This window comes from Rhizobium sp. LjRoot98, from assembly GCF_964252935.1.
Taxonomy (GTDB): domain Bacteria; phylum Pseudomonadota; class Alphaproteobacteria; order Rhizobiales; family Rhizobiaceae; genus Pararhizobium.
In genome coordinates, this window is sequence record NZ_CAXUPW020000004.1 from 251,457 (window position 1) to 268,904 (window position 17,448).

General features: G+C 59.0%; 19 protein-coding genes, 1 tRNA gene and 1 pseudogene. 10 read left to right on the forward strand and 11 right to left on the reverse strand.

The annotated features are described in order from the left end of the window. Nucleotides 1–244: 244 nt before the first annotated feature. Together ACSQ3J_RS15550 and ACSQ3J_RS15555 are read left to right on the forward strand one after the other, a co-directional pair. The gene (locus tag ACSQ3J_RS15550) at nucleotides 245–1,222 is read left to right on the forward strand and encodes a LysR family transcriptional regulator (RefSeq protein WP_060511738.1); all 978 of its coding nucleotides are present in this window, start codon (nucleotides 245–247) and stop codon (nucleotides 1,220–1,222) included. Nucleotides 1,223–1,275: 53 nt separating this feature from the next. Then, nucleotides 1,276–1,743, forward strand: a complete 468-nt coding sequence (locus ACSQ3J_RS15555) for a hypothetical protein (RefSeq protein ID WP_060505840.1) — start codon at nucleotides 1,276–1,278, stop codon at nucleotides 1,741–1,743. Nucleotides 1,744–1,746: 3 nt separating this feature from the next. On the opposite strand, the gene ACSQ3J_RS15560 is transcribed toward ACSQ3J_RS15555, so the two are convergent. Continuing rightward, nucleotides 1,747–1,974, reverse strand: a complete 228-nt coding sequence (locus tag ACSQ3J_RS15560) for a hypothetical protein (protein WP_082512264.1) — start codon at nucleotides 1,972–1,974, stop codon at nucleotides 1,747–1,749. 385 nt (nucleotides 1,975–2,359) lie between these two features. Between ACSQ3J_RS15560 and iolG the strand changes: the two genes are divergently transcribed. Continuing rightward, a complete protein-coding gene (gene iolG / locus ACSQ3J_RS15565; RefSeq protein ID WP_060506069.1) occupies nucleotides 2,360–3,355 on the forward strand; it encodes an inositol 2-dehydrogenase in 996 nt (331 codons plus the stop codon). 48 nt (nucleotides 3,356–3,403) lie between these two features. On the opposite strand, the gene ACSQ3J_RS15570 is transcribed toward iolG, so the two are convergent. Continuing rightward, nucleotides 3,404–4,639: an ROK family transcriptional regulator gene (locus ACSQ3J_RS15570; RefSeq protein ID WP_060505841.1), complete on the reverse strand. Its 1,236-nt coding sequence runs from the start codon at nucleotides 4,637–4,639 to the stop codon at nucleotides 3,404–3,406. A 230-nt stretch (nucleotides 4,640–4,869) separates the two neighbouring features. Between ACSQ3J_RS15570 and xylF the strand changes: the two genes are divergently transcribed. The 4 genes from xylF to ACSQ3J_RS15590 all read left to right on the forward strand — a co-directional run bounded on the left by xylF (nucleotide 4,870) and on the right by ACSQ3J_RS15590 (nucleotide 8,442). Further along, a complete protein-coding gene (xylF, locus tag ACSQ3J_RS15575; RefSeq protein ID WP_060505842.1) occupies nucleotides 4,870–5,910 on the forward strand; it encodes a D-xylose ABC transporter substrate-binding protein in 1,041 nt (346 codons plus the stop codon). 115 nt (nucleotides 5,911–6,025) lie between these two features. Then, nucleotides 6,026–7,339, forward strand: a complete 1,314-nt coding sequence (locus ACSQ3J_RS15580) for a sugar ABC transporter permease (RefSeq protein ID WP_060505843.1) — start codon at nucleotides 6,026–6,028, stop codon at nucleotides 7,337–7,339. 12 nt (nucleotides 7,340–7,351) lie between these two features. Continuing rightward, nucleotides 7,352–8,137 (forward strand): ATP-binding cassette domain-containing protein, encoded by a 786-nt coding sequence (locus ACSQ3J_RS15585; RefSeq protein ID WP_037098954.1) that lies wholly within the window; start codon nucleotides 7,352–7,354, stop codon nucleotides 8,135–8,137. A 228-nt stretch (nucleotides 8,138–8,365) separates the two neighbouring features. Further along, nucleotides 8,366–8,442 (forward strand) — tRNA-Arg (locus tag ACSQ3J_RS15590). Between the two features lie 838 nt (nucleotides 8,443–9,280). On the opposite strand, the gene ACSQ3J_RS15595 is transcribed toward ACSQ3J_RS15590, so the two are convergent. Both ACSQ3J_RS15595 and ACSQ3J_RS15600 read right to left on the reverse strand, forming a co-directional pair. Beyond that, complete coding sequence (locus ACSQ3J_RS15595) at nucleotides 9,281–9,877, reverse strand: nucleotidyltransferase domain-containing protein (protein ID WP_082512275.1); 597 nt, start codon at nucleotides 9,875–9,877, stop codon at nucleotides 9,281–9,283. A 185-nt stretch (nucleotides 9,878–10,062) separates the two neighbouring features. Then, nucleotides 10,063–10,953, reverse strand: coding sequence for a LysR family transcriptional regulator (locus ACSQ3J_RS15600; protein WP_436039505.1), 891 nt, complete (start codon nucleotides 10,951–10,953; stop codon nucleotides 10,063–10,065). A gap of 123 nt (nucleotides 10,954–11,076) precedes the next feature. On the opposite strand from ACSQ3J_RS15600, the gene ACSQ3J_RS15605 reads away from it, so the two are divergent. Both ACSQ3J_RS15605 and ACSQ3J_RS15610 read left to right on the forward strand, forming a co-directional pair. After that, nucleotides 11,077–11,946: an SDR family oxidoreductase gene (locus tag ACSQ3J_RS15605; protein WP_436039507.1), complete on the forward strand. Its 870-nt coding sequence runs from the start codon at nucleotides 11,077–11,079 to the stop codon at nucleotides 11,944–11,946. Nucleotides 11,947–11,979: 33 nt separating this feature from the next. After that, nucleotides 11,980–12,453, forward strand: a complete 474-nt coding sequence (locus tag ACSQ3J_RS15610) for an AtaL-like protein (protein WP_436039508.1) — start codon at nucleotides 11,980–11,982, stop codon at nucleotides 12,451–12,453. A 65-nt stretch (nucleotides 12,454–12,518) separates the two neighbouring features. Here ACSQ3J_RS15610 and ACSQ3J_RS15615 read toward each other — a convergent pair whose 3' ends face one another. Together ACSQ3J_RS15615 and ACSQ3J_RS15620 are read right to left on the reverse strand one after the other, a co-directional pair. Beyond that, nucleotides 12,519–13,259, reverse strand: coding sequence for an alpha/beta fold hydrolase (locus tag ACSQ3J_RS15615; protein WP_436039509.1), 741 nt, complete (start codon nucleotides 13,257–13,259; stop codon nucleotides 12,519–12,521). A gap of 53 nt (nucleotides 13,260–13,312) precedes the next feature. After that, nucleotides 13,313–14,182, reverse strand: coding sequence for an SDR family NAD(P)-dependent oxidoreductase (locus tag ACSQ3J_RS15620; RefSeq protein WP_436039510.1), 870 nt, complete (start codon nucleotides 14,180–14,182; stop codon nucleotides 13,313–13,315). On the opposite strand from ACSQ3J_RS15620, the gene ACSQ3J_RS15625 reads away from it, so the two are divergent. Continuing rightward, nucleotides 14,138–14,689, forward strand: a complete 552-nt coding sequence (locus ACSQ3J_RS15625; RefSeq protein WP_436039511.1) for a TetR/AcrR family transcriptional regulator — start codon at nucleotides 14,138–14,140, stop codon at nucleotides 14,687–14,689. The two genes, ACSQ3J_RS15620 and ACSQ3J_RS15625, sit on opposite strands and share 45 nt — an antisense overlap. A 60-nt stretch (nucleotides 14,690–14,749) precedes the next feature. Here the strand turns inward: ACSQ3J_RS15625 and ACSQ3J_RS15630 are convergent. From ACSQ3J_RS15630 to ACSQ3J_RS15650, 5 genes and pseudogenes are all read right to left on the reverse strand, one after another. Beyond that, nucleotides 14,750–14,984, reverse strand: a pseudogene (locus ACSQ3J_RS15630) (hypothetical protein); the annotation flags it as partial. 398 nt (nucleotides 14,985–15,382) lie between these two features. Continuing rightward, nucleotides 15,383–16,069 carry a DUF4405 domain-containing protein gene (locus ACSQ3J_RS15635; RefSeq protein WP_436039512.1) on the reverse strand — a complete coding sequence of 229 codons (687 nt, stop codon included), beginning with the start codon at nucleotides 16,067–16,069 and terminating at the stop codon, nucleotides 15,383–15,385. Beyond that, nucleotides 16,066–16,539: a cytochrome P460 family protein gene (locus ACSQ3J_RS15640; RefSeq protein ID WP_436039513.1), complete on the reverse strand. Its 474-nt coding sequence runs from the start codon at nucleotides 16,537–16,539 to the stop codon at nucleotides 16,066–16,068. The genes ACSQ3J_RS15635 and ACSQ3J_RS15640 overlap by 4 nt, the downstream gene beginning before the upstream one ends. A 32-nt stretch (nucleotides 16,540–16,571) precedes the next feature. Continuing rightward, nucleotides 16,572–17,042, reverse strand: a complete 471-nt coding sequence (locus ACSQ3J_RS15645; RefSeq protein ID WP_436039514.1) for a (R)-mandelonitrile lyase — start codon at nucleotides 17,040–17,042, stop codon at nucleotides 16,572–16,574. Nucleotides 17,043–17,084: 42 nt separating this feature from the next. Then, complete coding sequence (locus ACSQ3J_RS15650) at nucleotides 17,085–17,426, reverse strand: carboxymuconolactone decarboxylase family protein (RefSeq protein WP_436039515.1); 342 nt, start codon at nucleotides 17,424–17,426, stop codon at nucleotides 17,085–17,087. Nucleotides 17,427–17,448: the final 22 nt, after the last annotated feature.

The following is a 17,448-nucleotide window of genomic DNA, read 5'->3' on the forward strand; positions in this document are numbered from 1 at the left end:
GCAGCGCGTCGCGTAGCCGAGAGATCAGAAAATCTCTTGGCGGAGGTTTAAGGGGTGAAAGAAAGCCCTCCCAGGCCTTACACGCTCCCGAGCACGCTGGCGCACATGGCTGCAAACTGGAATCAAACATCATAACTGTCAAATGCAATATATGTGTATCCATATAGCAATTTTGGTATAATGTGGCGGAACAGTGTGATTTTTTGCATATGCGAAGGCATTTTTCTCGGAAGGTGGGTAAAATATGGACGATTCAGCGCCGCACTCATCCACAGCTGTCGATTATTCGGAGCGCGGAATTTTTCGCTTAGGCTTAAAAATGAGTCATCTTCAGCTGATTTTGGCCATTGAGGAGCACGGGCAGATCAGTGCAGCGGCCGATTCCCTGAGCATTTCACAGCCAGCCGCATCGCGCATGCTGGGTGAGATCGAGACCATTCTCAAGGCGCCGCTCTGCGCCCGCGTCGCCCGCGGCGTCGAGCTGACACAGTATGGCCGGGCGCTGGCGCGGCGTGCCCGCACGATCTTCCTGGAACTGCGGGAAACGACCCGCGAGATCAACGAACTGAAAACGGGCAGCGGCGGCTCGGTGTCGCTCGGTTCTGTCACCGGCCCGGCCCTCAATCTCGCCGTTCCCGCTATCCGCCAGGTTTCGACCGCCTATCCCGGTATCGAAATCAACATCCAGATCGAAAACAGCAATGTGCTCGTGCGCGAACTGTTGGCCGCGCGGCACGACTTCGTCATCGGCCGGATACCGGACGACATGGATCCGCGGCAGTTCAATCTGATCGAACTCGGCGAGGAAGACGTCTGCCTGATTGTCCGTGCGGGTCATCCGCTGCTCGACAAGAGCATCATCAGCTCGTCTGATCTACCCGGTTACGACTGGGTTTTCCAGCCGTCCGGAACGCTACTGCGGCGCGCCGTTGAAGACAGCTTCCTGTCGGCCGGCACGCCCCTGCCCTCAACCATCATCAACACCTCATCGACGATCCTCACGGTCTCCATCGTCCGCCACACCAATGCCGTCGCTCCCGTCGCCCGTGACGTGGCAACGCTGATCGCCGGGAGCGGCAGCCAGGCAGGCGAAATTCGCGTCCTGCCCACCGATTTCGACATCAAGATCAGGCCGTACAGCCTGATCACCGCTCGCGGTCGCGCCCTGCCGCCAAGCGCCAAGCTTCTTTATGATCTGATCCTCAAGCAAAGTTCCGCCTGATCAGGCCCGCAAAACCTTGCCATGCTCTAAGGCGGCAAAACGGGAAGACGCGCATGTTCGGAATGTCGGTGTTCCAGTCCGTTCTGGAACGGCTGAAAACGGAAGAAGACGCGGAAGGGCCTGCTGAGGACGAGCAGCCAGCGCATACCAGTATCCGCGGCCTCAACGGCGGCTTCGTCGGCAATCTTGCCGCATCCGGGATGGCAGATAGCGGCGCAGTTCAGCGCGCCTATTTCGACACGGCCAGCGACGAGATGCTGGCGCCTGCCAAACCGGTACCCAAGCCCGTCATGCCGGACCATCTGGGCCGGATCCGCCCGGAGCAGATCGCCGCCGACCTGGCGCTGACCGAGATGGAAACGCCGCAGACACTCACCGACAAGCGCCGGCGCTTTGCAGCCGAAAATCATCCTGACCGGCACCACCCGGACTTTCGCTCCAACGCGACGATCCGGATGAAGATCGCCAACATGCTGATCGACGAGGCGCAACGGCGGTTACGGTTGATGCAGCGGCGGTGATGATCAGGCCGGGTCGTCGGTCTTGGCCTCTTCGGCAACCTCGGCCTTCGGCTTGAAAAAGATGATCAACACGCAGGCCGTATAGGCAGATACAGCAAGAAAGATCATCCCCCAGGTATTCGCACCGTTCCAGAACTCGACAGCCGTCCAGACACAGCAGAGCGCCACGATCAACAGCCGGACCCAAAGCGGCTTGTAGAACGGGTGATCCGGATCGATGAACTTCATCATGCAAACTGTCCTTGGAAATTTTCCGGCCTTGAAGGCCTTACATCACAACGTCACAGCTTTATGGCCAAAAGGACATTTGCCGCAAGGGGCCGGACGGTTTAACAGCTTGACGGCGACGGCGTAAATGGAATAAAAATTCCGAAAATAATGTTCGTTACGTTTTCATTCTGATTTTCGCTCGTGCCGGAGGAGATATACGGTATGCGCGCCGGAGTGGAAAAGAACAGGGAGAGAGATTGCCCCTGCCCGCAATACAGGGCCGGCCGACGCCTGAAACAACCTTGAAAGCATCAGCGCGGACCTGTCTTCCGCAACGCCTGTCCGGAGTGAGCGTCATCACCCCGTCCCTTCGCGGCGCTTTGCCGCTCGTCAAAAAGAGATGAACATGACCGTCAGATTTGGTCTTCTCGGTGCCGGCCGTATCGGCAAGGTCCACGCTAAAGCCGTCAGCGGCAATCCGGACGCCGTCCTGATCGCTGTTGCCGATGCCTTTCCCGAGGCCGCCAACGCGATCGCCAAGCAGTATGGCTGCGCGGTCCGCACGATCGAGGAAATCGAAAAATCGGCGGATATCGATGCCGTCGTCATCTGCACCCCGACAGACACCCATGCCGACCTGATCGAGCGTTTCGCCCGTGCCGGCAAGGCGATCTTCTGCGAAAAGCCGATCGATCTTGACGTCGGCCGGGTGCGTGAATGCATGAAAGTTGTCGAAGAGACCAAGGGCAAGCTGATGGTCGGCTTCAACCGCCGCTTCGATCCGCACTTCATGGCCGTGCGCAAGGCGATCGACGACGGCAAGATCGGCGACGTCGAAATGGTGACGATCATTTCGCGTGATCCCGGCGCCCCGCCGGTCGATTACATCAAGCGTTCCGGCGGCATCTTCCGCGACATGACCATCCATGATTTCGACATGGCCCGCTTCCTGCTCGGCGAAGAGCCGGTCGCCGTCACCGCCCATGCGGCCGTGCTCGTCGATCCGGAAATCGGCAAGGCCGGCGATTATGACAGCGTTTCGGTCATTCTTGAAACCGCATCCGGCAAGCAGGCGATCATCTCCAACTCGCGCCGCGCCACCTATGGCTACGACCAGCGCATCGAAGTGCACGGCTCGAAGGGCGTCGTCTCTGCCGAAAATCAGCGCGCCGTCTCGATCGAGATCGCCAACGGCGACGGCTATACCCGCCCGCCGCTGCATGATTTCTTCATGACGCGCTACACCGAAGCCTATGCCAACGAAATCGCCGGCTTCATCTCGGCGATCGAAAAGGGCACGAAGATCACGCCTTCCGGTGCTGACGGTCTCGCAGCTTTGGCCTTGGCCGACGCCGCCGTCAAGTCGGTCACGGAAAAGCGTCAGATCCGCGTCGGCGCCTGATCGATAAACCGAAGTCAGAAAGGCCGGGTTCGCCCGGCCATTCTTGTATCAAGACTGCTCTATCGACGACGGCAGCGGCCTGAAGGCGGCGATATCGTGATCCATGTCGGTCAAGGCCCGATCCAGATGCCCATCGAAAACCAGCCGCTGCTCATCGAAGATCACCGAAATTTCCGGTTTGCCCTGCAGCCGAACCTCATGCGACTGCTCAAGCCCCTCGTCGATGCCACGCTGCAGAAGATCGAAGTAACGCGTTCCCGGCCCGGTGATGTGGATCGGCATGCGGTCGTAGAGGCTGAGCAGCCGGGACAGACCATTGCCGAGCGCAATGCCGGCCTGCCGGAAAGCATAACCCGCCATGCGGTTTCCCTGGCGCGCGCTTGCGGCGATTTTGTCCATTTCCGCCAGAGGCACGAACTTGGCCGGGATCGTATCGGGCGGCACTTCAAAGGCTGTACGCAAAATCCCATAGAACCCCGCCGACGCCTCGATGCAGCCGAAGGAGCCGCAACGGCACAGGCAGCCATTGGTGGCATGCAGCATATGGCCGAAATTGGGTGCCGTCACCTCCAGCTCGCCAAACCTATCCTTGCGGGCAACGCCAAGCCCGATGCTGTGGCCAAGCGACAAGGCGGCAAGCACGCGAAAAGACCCGGCCTCGCTCGCATCCGCCTTCATTCCCAAGGCCTGCGCCACCAGAAGCGTCTCGTTGTTCAGGGTGACCTTGGCGCGCCAGTCCGGCTGCAGCAACGATACGAAATCGATCTGCTCGCCACCAAAGACCGGCGACCACAACAGCCGCTTGCCATCCGCATCGACCGTGCCCTTGCTGCTGATCGAGACGGCAAGGATCTGCGCCTTGTCCAGTTGCGACCGGTGAATAAGGCGGGCCAGCGCATCGAGGAACCCCTCGGCAAAAGATTGCGTGCCCACGGCCTTGTGATTGCGCAGCTCCTCGAAACGGTCGATCAGCCGCCCGGAATAATCGACCAGCGAATATTGCACGACATCCGAGGAGATTCGCACGGCAATCAGAAAGCCGCTGTCGCGGCGCTGCGCAAACAGCACCCGCGGCCGGCCGCGTCCCGAAGGCGCCTGCTGTTCCGCCTTCTCAATGACCCCTGCCCGCTCCAGTTCGGCGGTGATCGCAGAAACGGTTGCAGAGGCCAGCCCCGTATGTTCGGATATGTCGGTATGGGAGAGCGGCCCCAGACGCCGCAGCGTTGCAAGCACGAGCGCGCTGTTTTGCTGACGCACCAGTTCGGTGCTCGATTTACTCAGCATTGCGCATCCCTGTTGCTCACGAATCCCACAAACACATGCTCCTCCCAAAGCATCTGCCCGATGTCAAACGGCCTTGTTCAAAGCATTGTTGACAGCCCCGAAAAACTCTGACATCTATTTTCTCGACTGTCGAGAAAAAACTCTTTTGGAGCTGGCGACAGGCAAATTTGCTGGCCGGGGGCCGTGCGGGAGGTTCGCGCGGACGGCCAGCGGTCACTTGGGAGGACTTCATGAAATCAGTTTTGACACTGATGGCAGGCGCTGCCATCATCGTATCTCTGCACACTGCAGCCATGGCCAAGGATCTGGTCGTTGGCGTTTCCTGGTCGAACTTCCAGGAAGAACGCTGGAAGACCGACGAAGCCGCCATCAAGGCAGCCCTCGAAGCCTCCGGCGACAAGTACATTTCCGCTGACGCCCAGGCATCCGCCGCCAAGCAATTGACCGACATCGAGTCGCTAATCGCACAGGGCGCCAACGCCATCATCGTTCTGGCGCAGGATTCGGAAGCCATCGGCCCGGCCATCGAAAAGGCCGCCGCTGAAGGTATTCCGGTCGTCGGCTACGACCGCCTGATCGAAAATCCGGCTGCCTACTACATCACCTTCGACAACAAGGAAGTCGGCCGCATGCAGGCTGCCGAAGTGTTCAAGGTCAAGCCGGAAGGCAACTACGTTTTCATCAAGGGCGCATCAACGGACCCGAACGCTGACTTCCTGTTCTCCGGGCAGTTGGAAGTGCTGAAGGCCGCCATGGACGCCGGCAAGATCAAGAATGTCGGCGAAGCCTATACGGACGGCTGGAAGCCGGAAGTTGCGCAGAAGAACATGGAGCAGTTCCTGACCGCCAACGACAACAAGGTTGACGGTGTCGTCTCCTCGAACGACGGCATGGCCGGCGGCGTTGTCGCAGCGCTCGAAGCCCAGGGCCTGGCAGGTTCTGTTCCGGTTTCAGGCCAGGACGGCGACAAGGCCGCCTTGAACCGCGTCGCACTTGGCACCCAGACCGTATCCGTCTGGAAAGATAGCCGCGAACTCGGCAAGAAGGCCGGCGAAATCGCTGTGGCGCTTGCCAGCGGCACCGCCATGGATGCGATCCCCGGCACTGTCAAGTTTGCCGGCGGACCGAAGGGCGTCGAAATGCAGTCGTTCTTCATCGCACCGCAGCCGATCACCAAGGACAATCTGAACGTCGTCATCGACGCCGGCTGGATTTCCAAGGAAGAAACCTGCCAGGGCGTCAAGGCCGGAACCGTTGCAGTCTGCAACTGATCCGATCCTGAACATGGGCAGATAAAGTCCCGTTACCAGCGCCGCAGCGATCACGTTGCGGCGCTTCTCCGATGTACGGTACTTTAGACAAGAATAAAGGGGGAGTAATCAGGAAATGGCAAACACCACCATTGCCACGCCTTCCAGCAGCGTGCGCCAGACACAGGGGAACGCCTTGCAGCGCTTCCTGCAGGCGACCGAGATCGACACCCGGCTTCTGGGAATGATCGCAGCGCTGATGTGCATCTGGCTCGGCTTTCAATTTTTTACCGACGGGCTTTTCCTGACGCCACGCAACCTGTGGAACCTGACGGTCCAGGCTGCATCGGTCTCGGTCATGGCAACCGGCATGGTGCTCGTCATCGTCACCCGCAATATCGACCTGTCGGTCGGCTCGATCCTCGGCTTCGTCGGCATGATCATGGCGATCACCCAAGCCAAGATCCTGCCGCCGCTGATTGGTTTCGACCACCCGGCCACCTGGATCATAGCGTTGACAGTCGGCATCGCGCTTGGAACTGCCATCGGCGCCTTCCAGGGCATCATCATCGCCTTTCTCAACGTTCCCGCTTTCATCGTCACGCTGGGCGGCCTGCTGATCTGGCGGGCTGCGGCCTTCCTCGTCATCTCCGGCGCCACCGTTGCGCCGATGGATTCGACCTTCCGCCTGATGGGCGGCGGCGCGGAGGGGTCGATCGGTGCCACGGCCAGCTGGGTCGTCGGCGTCATCGCCTGCGTCATCATCGTCGCCTCGATCATCAACTCGCGCAAGCAGCGCAAGCGCTTCGGCTTTCCGTTGCGGCCGATGTGGGCGGAGTATTTCCTCTCCACGGTCGGTTGCGTCATGGTGCTGGCCGCCGTCTGGGTGCTGAACAGCTATTACATGCCGGTCAATCTCGCCAAGAAATATGCCGAGGCCAACAACATCCCCTGGCCTGAAGGCGGCTTGCAGATCCCGCTCGGTATCGCCATCCCGGTGCTGATGGCCGTCGGCATCGCCATCGCCATGAGCTTTCTTACCACCCGCACCCGCTTTGGCCGCTATGTCTTTGCGATCGGCGGCAACCCTGAAGCAGCCGAACTCGCGGGCATCAAGACCCGCTGGGTGACGGTGCGCATCTTCGCGCTGATGGGCGCACTCTGCGCCATCGCAGCCGCCATTTCGACGGCCCGCCTGAACGCAGCAACCAATGCGCAAGGCACGCTCGACGAACTCTATACGATCGCTGCTGCAGTCATCGGCGGTACGTCGCTTGCCGGCGGCATGGGCACGATCTCAGGCGCAGTTCTCGGTGCGATCGTCATGCAATCCCTGCAGTCCGGCATGGTGTTGTTGCGCATCGATACGCCACTGCAAAGCATCGTCATCGGCATCGTGCTGGTCATGGCCGTCTGGCTGGATACCGTTTATCGCGGCCGGGCCAAGTAAAGGAGTACGACAATGACGGAACAACGCACTCCGCTGGTGGAAATGAAGAACATTTCCATCTCTTTCGGCGGCATCCACGCCGTCGACAACGCCTCGGTCGATCTCTATCCGGGCGAAGTCGTGGCTCTGCTCGGCCATAACGGCGCCGGCAAGTCGACCCTGATCAAGATTCTGTCAGGCGCCTACAAGCGTGACGCCGGCGAAATCCTGATCAATGGCGATCCGGTGCAGATCAACAATCCCCGTGACGCCAAGGGTTACGGCATCGAGACGATCTACCAGACGCTCGCAGTCGCCGATAATGTCGATGCGGCCGCCAACCTCTATCTCGGCCGTGAGCTGCGCACCCCCTGGGGCACGCTCGACGATGTCGCGATGGAAGCCAAGGCCCGTGAAGTGATGGGGCGGCTCAACCCGAACTTCCGCCGCTTCAAGGAACCGGTGAAGGCACTGTCCGGCGGCCAACGCCAATCGGTGGCGATCGCCCGCGCCATCCTGTTCGACGCCCGCATCCTGATCATGGACGAGCCGACCGCGGCACTCGGGCCGCAGGAAACGGCGCAGGTTGGCGAACTGATCAAGCAGCTGAAGCGCGAAGGCATCGGGATCTTCCTGATCAGCCACGATATCCACGACGTCTTCGATCTCGCCGACCGCGTTTCGGTGATGAAGAACGGCCAGGTGGTCGGTCATGCCCGCACCGAGGATGTCACCAAGGACGAAGTGTTGGGGATGATCATCCTCGGCAAGGTCCCACCGAAGGCCATCCCCGGCCCCGGTGCGATGCAGACGGCCTAGGCAATTCTGTGCCTGAAAGAACAATGCCGCGCCTCCAAAGCGCGGCATTTTTTCGCCCGTCCCTTGCCCGTTGTTCCCTTCCCTCCGCTCTGGCAGCGATTGCGAGCCGTACCATTTTCAATGAACAGGATTTTCCTGCCGCCGGGACGCTTTCACCATTGATGCGCGGCACGACCTAGGCTATGAACCGGTCACAGCTTGCTTCGACGGCCTCAAACCGTCGCGGATGCACCCGTAGCTCAGCTGGATAGAGTGTTGGATTCCGATTCCAAAGGTCACAGGTTCGAATCCTGTCGGGTGCGCCATTTTTTCTACGTCGCCACATAAGTGCGGACTGGCTACCATATAACGCGGACTGTGAACGCATAAACGCGGATTAGTCTGACAGATTCCGCCTCCAGAGGCGTTTCTTACGGCGAGATCGCTTCATCCCTGTTCCCTTCCGGCGTCGTCGTCACTGCAGCCTTGCACCATGTCTATCGTTGAGGGGGCGATGCCGGCGCTTGTCGGGTGATCAGTGTTCGGTTAGATTTTTGGTATTTCGTCGCCCATCCGCAGCGCCTCATGCTGCTCGACACATGTTTCAGGTCATTGTAATTGTTGACATTGGTGGCCGACGGTCGCGAAATGACCGAAAGTGGGCTTCGTCGCGCACTTCTCAAGATCACAGTTAATTTTTGGTAGCACGTCTTTCCTGCCCAAAACGCCGACCACCTTGTTCAGAATAGCCTCCAATTAATACTTAGGGCCGATGAGACCGTGATGAAAATTCAAGTCTAATAGAGATTATCGGCAGCTCAAAACAATAGAAATATAGCGGCACAAATAATGCGCAACATATACTTTGAATTGTTGACAATCGCCATGGATTCATCGTCGAATCCTATAAATGTTGACAATAATGCGGCTAGCGAAGGCCTGAATGATTCTTGCGGATTTGGCTTTGTGAATCCTTGCTGGCTGCACGCTGGCTCTGAAGAGACGTTGGGGATCGGGTAGTGGGAGTTACACGCCCTCACTTTCAAAGTGTCGATATGCAGATTCCTGACTTATCCCGAGCACATTCCCAAAAGCCCAAGGTTTCAATCCGCGCCAGCCAGCTAGATTGTCGCTTTGCGCCAGAAGCAGTCATCCTGCCTTTCTTCAAAGCCGTGTGATCCATTCATGTCCCGGATACATTGCCTCAAGCCAACATCGTAAATCGGCTTTTTCCTGATCGTGAAGCTTCGGCAAGGCAGCATGCAGGTCTTCCTCATCCTTCGCTCGAACGTGTTTTGCCTTAAACAACAGGGCAAGAGCAGGAGCGAGATAAGGAATTCCGGTCGGTGTTTCTCGAACCGCAGTCGATCTGGGCAGACGGAATGATGGATCGCGCTTGTAAGTCCAATTTTCTCGGGTGCCATGTTCGATCATCATGTCCACGCGCCAGCAAAGGTTCGCCATGTCGGCTCCCCATAATTGGGTGGTCTCTGGCCGAGGCCTCGTTTCAGGAGCAAGATAGGCAAAATTGCCGTTGCGGACCTCGAAGAAATCCAGCTCGGATAACTCGTCGCGAAAAATATCGACATCGTCCGAAAGTATGCAGAACTCCAAGTCCTCGTGATCGCGGGTCTGGTAACCGTGCCACAGGTCTAGTGCCCAGCCACCGACAATATACCAGGACGGGTGCTGGTAGCGGAAACGCTCAGAAAGCAGTTCCGGTGTCCAAGCATCCCGCGCATCATCTGGAATATGTTGCATCCTCACCACCTGCATTCGCTTGATTCGACCGTCGCATTCCTCAGTGAGCGATATCAGCCCTTCGCCCTGCGGAGGAAGATACCGTCGATGCATCTGGCCTTTCGATAGCACATACCGCCAATGACCTCTTCGGGCCGGAGGCCGTCATGACGCAGACGCGCCAACTGGGGACGTGAATTACGCCGCTATTTTTCGACATAGGCCGCCAGTTCTTCGGCAGATCCGGAGGGAAATGCTTCCCTGAGATAGTCGAGGAAAGCAGACACCCGCGCGCTGAGAAGGCGGCGTGAAGGATAGAGCGCCCATAGCGCCGTTTCCGGCCCTTCGACATCTCCCCAGCGAACCAGCCTACCCTCAACTATGTCATGGCTGACGAGCGATAGGGGAAGGCGGGCGGCACCCACGCCCAGCCGCACGGCGTCGCGAACCATGGTCATTGAGGATAGGCTTAGCACGGGGTCGATGTTAAGATTGGCGCGGCCCGTCGGTGTGGTCATCGTCCACGAGCGCGTCTGGCCGGGTGCTCCACGGACGACGGCTGGCACAACACCTCCGGCTGGATAAACAAGGCTTGGCGCTGCCACGACGACCAATCCATCCCGCAGGAAGGCTCGGCCCACCAAGCTCTCATCCGGGGCAGGATTGACCCTGATGACTAGATCATACCCTTCCTCCACCATGTCGACAGGCCGATCTTCCGTCGTGATTTCAAGACGCACCTCCGGATACTTTAGGGCGAAGCCGGCAGCCAGCTTGCCCATCGCCGTCTGCGAGAACAGCAATGGCGCGCTGATCCGCAGCCTTCCGCGCGGCCTGTCTCCGCCGGAAGCGATGGCGGTGGCGGTCTCGTCAAGCTCGGTCAGCAAAGCCCCTGCCCGTTCGTGAAGCGCCCGTCCTTCCTCTGTCAGCTTGAGCATCCGCGCGCCGCGTTCGAACAACCGCAGGCCGAGGCTCGCCTCCAGTTCCGCTACGCGGCGCGAGAGCGTTGCCTTCGGCCGGCCGGAGGCGCGGGAAGCGCGTCCGAAACCGCCATGGCGGGCGACGGTGATGAAATCAACAAGAGCAGCCAAATCCATGAGTGTTCCATCAGTGAGACGATGCGTCTATTTTTAGCGCCTATTGGTGCGAATGTGAACCGTCCATATTCGGCGTGTCTTCAACACCGAAGTCTTTGACACACCGAACCAAGGAGAACACACATGACCATTCTCGTAACAGGTGCTACCGGTCGCGTTGGCCACCATCTCGTCAACCAGCTCGTGGCACGCAATGCCGATGTCCGCGTTCTTGTGCGCGATCCCGCCAAGGCCAACTTTGCTTCCAGCGTCGAGGTGGTTCAGGGCGACATGCTCGACATCGACGCGCTCCGCCCCGCCTTCAAGGGCGTGCGGACGCTGTTTCTGCTGAACGCAGTCGCCGGTGATGAATTCACCCAGGCCATCATCGCCCTGAATATTGCGCAGGAAGCTGGCGTGGAACGTATCGTCTATCTCTCGGTATTCGATGCCGACCGCGCTGTGAATGTCCCGCATTTCGCGGTGAAGTATGGTACGGAACGCATGCTGGAAGCGATGGGCTTCAGCGCCACGATCCTGCGCCCAGCCTATTTCATCGACAACGAAGTGATGATCAAGGATGTCATCCTGAACTACGGTGTCTACCCAATGCCGATTGGCAGCAAGGGCGTCGCGATGGTCGATGCCCGTGACATTGCTGAAGTCGCAGCGATCGAACTCGTGCGTCGTGACCGTGCCACGGAAAAACTACCAAGCGAGACCATCAACCTGGTTGGCCCGGATACGCTGACTGGCGCAGAGCTCGCGGTCATCTGGTCCGAGACCCTGGGCCGCCCTGTCGTCTATGGCGGCGATGATCCGTCCGGCTTCGAACAGAACCTCGCCAACGTCATGCCCAAGTGGATGGCATACGAAATGCGCCTGATGGCCGAGCGTTATGTCAGTGACGGCATGGTTCCTGAGGCCAGCGATGTCGAGCGCCTGACGCAAATTCTGGGTCGCCCCCTTCATACCTACCGCGCGTTCGCCGCGCAGCTTGCCGCCTCAGCCTGAACCGGACGTCCATCCTCTGAAGGAGATACGATCATGATCTATTCCACCGCAACCGTTCCCGTAAATCCGAAGGGTGAAGTCACTTTGACCCGCGCACAGATATGGGCGGGCCTCGAACTGAAGGCGCTTGATGCGTGCCTTTTTCTGCCGCCCGGGTTATGCACGCGATGCGATGTCATCGAGGAAAGCGCCACCCATTTCGTCCGTGACGCCACGATCGGCGGAACCGACCTTCGCGAAATCATAACGATTGAAGCCGATCGCAAGGTCACCTTCTTCCAGGCGGAAGGCCCACGCGAGGGTGCAATAGTCAACGAACTTTACGAAGACGAGAACGGCGCATTGCAGCTTCGCTTCTATTGCTACCTCGGCTTGCGCGGCAAGCAGCCGGGTGGAGCTGAAGAACAGGCCGAACAGGCGCAGTTCGATGGCGAAAGAGGATACAAGGCCGCATTGCTTTCGACGCTCGCCCGAACACGCGAACTGGTCGTGGAAGGCAAGCTCTGACCATCCACTTGAAGACGTGAACGGGCGCCCCTCGAAAGTGGCGCCCGCTGTTGCTGGGCATCCCTTCAGTCTACCGAACGAACTGCCTCAAGAATGACATCGGCCGTTTCCTTGGGGTAAGACATGTAGACCATGTGACTGGACGCCACCTCTGTTACCTTCGTGTTTGTGCGCTGATACATCCAACGAAGAAAGTCGGGTGATAGCACCTTGTCCTCGGTCGTCACGATGCCGAACGACGGTTTTTCACGCCATGCGGCATTGTGGAAGCGGGCCTGGAATGTATCCACCCTCATCGGCTTGGCAGACGCAGACATGAAATCGGTGATATCGCGCGGGAGGTCCCCGCCGAGCATCTCGCGATAGGTTGCCGGGTTTGGCACAAACCTCTTGTCATCGAGCATCTTCATGTCGATGCCCATGGGAAAGCGGCTGCTGATCTCCGCGAGAGTTTCGCCCTGATCTGGTTGGAGAGCCGCGACATATACAAGCGCCTTGACGCTGGGCGCCACACCAGCCTCGGTGATAACCGCCCCGCCATAACTGTGGCCAACCAGAACGGTCGGCCCGCTTTGGACAGCGACGGCCAGTTTTGCCGCCGCGATGTCGTCATCGAGGCTCGTATGGGGCAACTCCACGACAGTGACAACCAACCCTTTCGCCCGCAGGATATCATGGACTTGTTTCCAGCCCGAGCCGTCCGTGGTGCCACCATGCACCAGGACGACATTGGTTGCATCGGCATTGGCGGGGCCGGAAATTGACAGCGCCAACAAAACGCCTGCCAGAAGTCTTATCATCATCATCTTATTCGCTTTCGATTGTATCATGCCCATGAACTTGAGATTTTTGGCCAGCGTCAGACCGCCGCCACGCCGCCATCGACGAAGAGTTCATGCCCAGCGACGAAGCTGCTTTCGTGCGATGCAAGGAACAGGACCGCGCGTGCGACATCTTCGAGGTGGCCCAAGCGCCCAAGGGGAACCCCCTTGATCACCTCCTCTTCAGCTCCCGGCGTATTGTCGAAGAAACTCCGCATCAGGCGTGTTTCAGTGCCGCCTGGCGAGACGACGTTCACCCGGATGCCTTGTTCCTTGAGATCGTTGGTCCAACTCCGTGCGAAGGAGCGAACCGCTGCCTTGCTGGCATTGTAGAGGGACTGGCCAGGATAGGCTTTGGAACCAGCAATCGACCCATTGAGGACGATCACGCCGCCTTCCGTCATCAGCGGCAGAGCCTTCTGCACCGTGAACAGCAAACCTTTCACGTTCAGGCCGAACGTCGCATCGAAATGAGCCTCTTCAATCGCGTCGAGCGGAACGGGCTGATGCATGCCGGCATTCGCGAAGACGACATCGACCCTGCCGTGGTCATCGCCAATGCGCTGGTAGAGACTTGCCAGATCGGCGAGGTTCGTGACGTCGCCCTGCATACCGACCGCGCCATGACCGATCAGGCCGACGGCCTCATCGAGCAACTCTTGTCGCCGCCCAGTGATGTAAACAAGCGCACCCTCCTGCGCGAAGTGCTGCGCGGAAGCCAGCCCGATACCATCACTTCCGCCGGTGATCACCACGACCTTGTTTTCGAAACGGTTAGTCATCATATTGCCTTCTATTAAGTGGAATGCATCTCCACTTACTATATGGAGGGTTCCTCCACTTTGCAAGATGAGGACAAAAAAATGGTTGAGACTGCCCTGCGTGCCGATGCGGAACTGAACCGCCAACGCATTCTCGTTGCGGCAGAAAAATTATTTCTGGAGCAGGGTGCCGGTGTAGCGCTAGAGGAAGTAGCAAAGCGCGCAAAGGTCGGAATCGGTACGCTCTATCGTCGTTTCCCGACGCGAGAGGCCCTTCTGGCCGCCACCAGCAACGAGCGGTTCACGGCTGTGGCACAGACAAGTCGTGAGCGGGATGCGGACCATGACCCCGGAGACTCGATGCGCCTGTTTCTTGAGGATCTCGCGATGAACACGAGCGTCTATCAAAGCCTTGCCGCCACGCTCGGGACCGTCATTCAGCACGGGACACCCGGCTGCATCGCGATTACCGAGGAAGGACAACGATTGCTTCGGCGCACCCAGGAGGCCGGAATCATTCGTGGCGATGCGAACTTCGACGACATTATCTGTGTGGTAAGTGCAATATCTATCGCGGTCGAAAAGGAGGATGCGCCGATGGCGCGCATTGCTCATTTGGTAGACCTGCTTCTCAATGGGATGCGTGTGCGTTGACCGCTCAGGGTCGATAGCGGGCTCCAGCATGTCAGGACGATGAAACGAGGTTTTCCATGCTTAGTGGAAATTCCGCGCCTTCACCTTCAACGTATCGATGTGCAAATCCCTGACGTAGATTTCCCGCGCCTCCGGGCACCGATTTCGGCCGATCCCGCGCATCCCCTCCTCCCGGAGATCCGTGCGCGAACTCGTCTCCGCGTCCACTAGGACTCCGGAATTCCGTGTCGCGATCCGCCAGTATAGATAGGTCTCCTGAGAGACCTTCGAGGTGTCGGGCGATCAGATGGACAACCATCAATGTCGTACAGAATGCCTGACGTTCCTCTTCTAGGACCTGCCGGTAAGTGACCGGCTTTATTGAAGAGAATTTCGTTGACACAGCTAAGAGAAGCTACCTGGACCTTGATCAAGGACTTCACCAGGATATTGTCGGCGACGTGGACTGACGGACGTCCGCTTCACACCCTCGTTTCCGGAGCCGTACTGTGGCCATCTCGCTCACGAACATTGTCGATCTCTTTCGCCGGAGAAAGCCGACGTTCGCGGAAGCTCTCGCGAAATCTGGTTACCTGCCAGCCAAGACCCCGCGGATCGCAGTCAGAGAGCGGCGCAATCGAGAGCGGCTGCTCCGGCATCGCGGATGAAGAGGCTGGCCGATCTGTTTGCTTGGATCGAACATCCGAAATCGTCTTATGCCCCGTTACGCACCGATGGGCGACTAAGGTAGCTGATAGCCGCCAGTCCATAGTGGGTCAGCGCGACAAACATACCGACGATAGAAGCGTAGTTCAGGAAGAAACCGAGTGTCGTCTCGCTGAAATCCCACATATCGAGCGAGTAGGTCAGCATCAGCTTCGATCCGAACCCCATCTCCGAAAAACTTCTCACGCCCCAGATGATGATAGCGAGTGTCAAACATCTGGCGATCCAGGCCAGCACGGCGGATTGTTGTACTCCAAATGTTGAGCGCACGACGTTCATCACCACGCTCCACCGCGTGCCCAGATGGACGGCGATGACCAGCAGGACCCAGTAGCCCGCAAACATATGGGTCTCACGGACGGCGAACGCGCCGCTCAGAGCCGTGAATGGAAACAGATCCCGGGAAAGGAGAAAGCTTGTCACCAGCATGACCGTCATGCCGATCGCGAGACAGACGATGGTGGCGAGATTGACGATGCGAACTGCATCCATCTTTCGCTTCGCCACGCCGCCATACCAGCGCTTATTGAAGACGTTGTGTAGGATGACGAATAAGAACAGTGCGGTTCCGAACAGTTCATGGGACAAGTTGTCCAGCCACCAGTATGCGAGGCACTCGATGATGAGGGCGACTGCCAGGAAATCGAGCAGAAGACGGACACGGAAAAGGTTCATTCGAATTCGAACCGCCGCATGTCGTTGAACGTGTAAAGGAAGTCCCGATCCGAACGGGACATGTGACAGCTCTGACAGCGGGCCGTGTTCTCGGCCTCGTTGATGCTGCCATCCGGCTTGAACCATTGGAACTGCCAGTCAGCGGTACGTCGGCCCTCGGGATAATCCTGCCCCCAGTTCTCGCCCTTTTCCATGATGAAGTAGCGGAACACCTTGCCGTCGCGATAGTCGACCAGCGCGACATGGGTGCCGTTCGGGATTGGTTTTCCGGCCTTGACGGCCTCGATCGCCTCGCGGGTCGTCATGATGTGCTCGGTGACCTCGCCGCGTGTCACCGTGGTGTAGTGAACCAGCTTGTCGATGTTCGGCATCGTCGCGCGCGTTGGTTCCGCGTGGACCTGCATGCCAACGAACAGGACCGTCAGCCCCGCAAGCACTGCACCGCCAATGCCGCCGATTATCTTCTTCATCGAAACCTCTTCGTTCAGTGCCCGACCTCAGGTCAGCGCGTGTATTGTTCGTCGGTGACGTGTTCCATCCACTCGACCGACTTGCCGTCGAGGGACTCGGAAATGGCGATGTGGGACATGCCGTTCGTTGCAGTCGCCCCGTGCCAGTGCTTTACGCCCGGCGGAATCCACGCGATGTCGCCCGGACGGATTTCCTGGACGTCGCCGTCCCAGTGCTGGACGAGACCGACACCAGCCGTGACAATCAGCGTCTGCCCGAGAGGATGGGTATGCCAGGCGGTCCGCGCGCCGGGTTCGAAGGTCACGGTCCCGCCACCGACGGTGGCAGGTGCCGTCGCGGCGAAGCGGGAGTCGACCCGGACGGCTCCGGTGAAGTTGCTCGCCGGTCCTACCGTGGAAGCATGCGTGCCTGCACGCGTCACCGTGACACTCTTGTCAGGCTCGGCGACGGCGGCGGGCGCACCAAGGGAGAGAGCGATGGTCATTGCGGTCTTCATGTTCATGGATCACCTGTCATCGTAAGCCCGAGGGGCGCTTCTTGCGGACTACTCGGCAAAGACTTCCTTGGCGATCGCCACGGCCGACACTGCGCTTGGCCAACCGGAATAGAACGCCATGTGGGTTATGGTTTCGATGAGCTGTTCCTCCGTAAGGCCGTTGGCCTTCGCGCGGATCAGATGGGATCGGAGCTGGTCCGGACGATTGAGGGCGATCAGCGCCGAGACTGTCACGAGGCTGCGATCCCGCTGGGAAAGCTCTGGCCGCTCCCACACGTCGGCGTAGAGAACGTCGTCGGTCAGCTCGGCTAGCTTCGGCGCGATATCGCCCATCAATTGCTGTGTCCGCGACTTTGCGGAATCAAGGTTCGATGCTGGTGCCTGTGCCATGCTGGACTCCAATCCGGCTGTA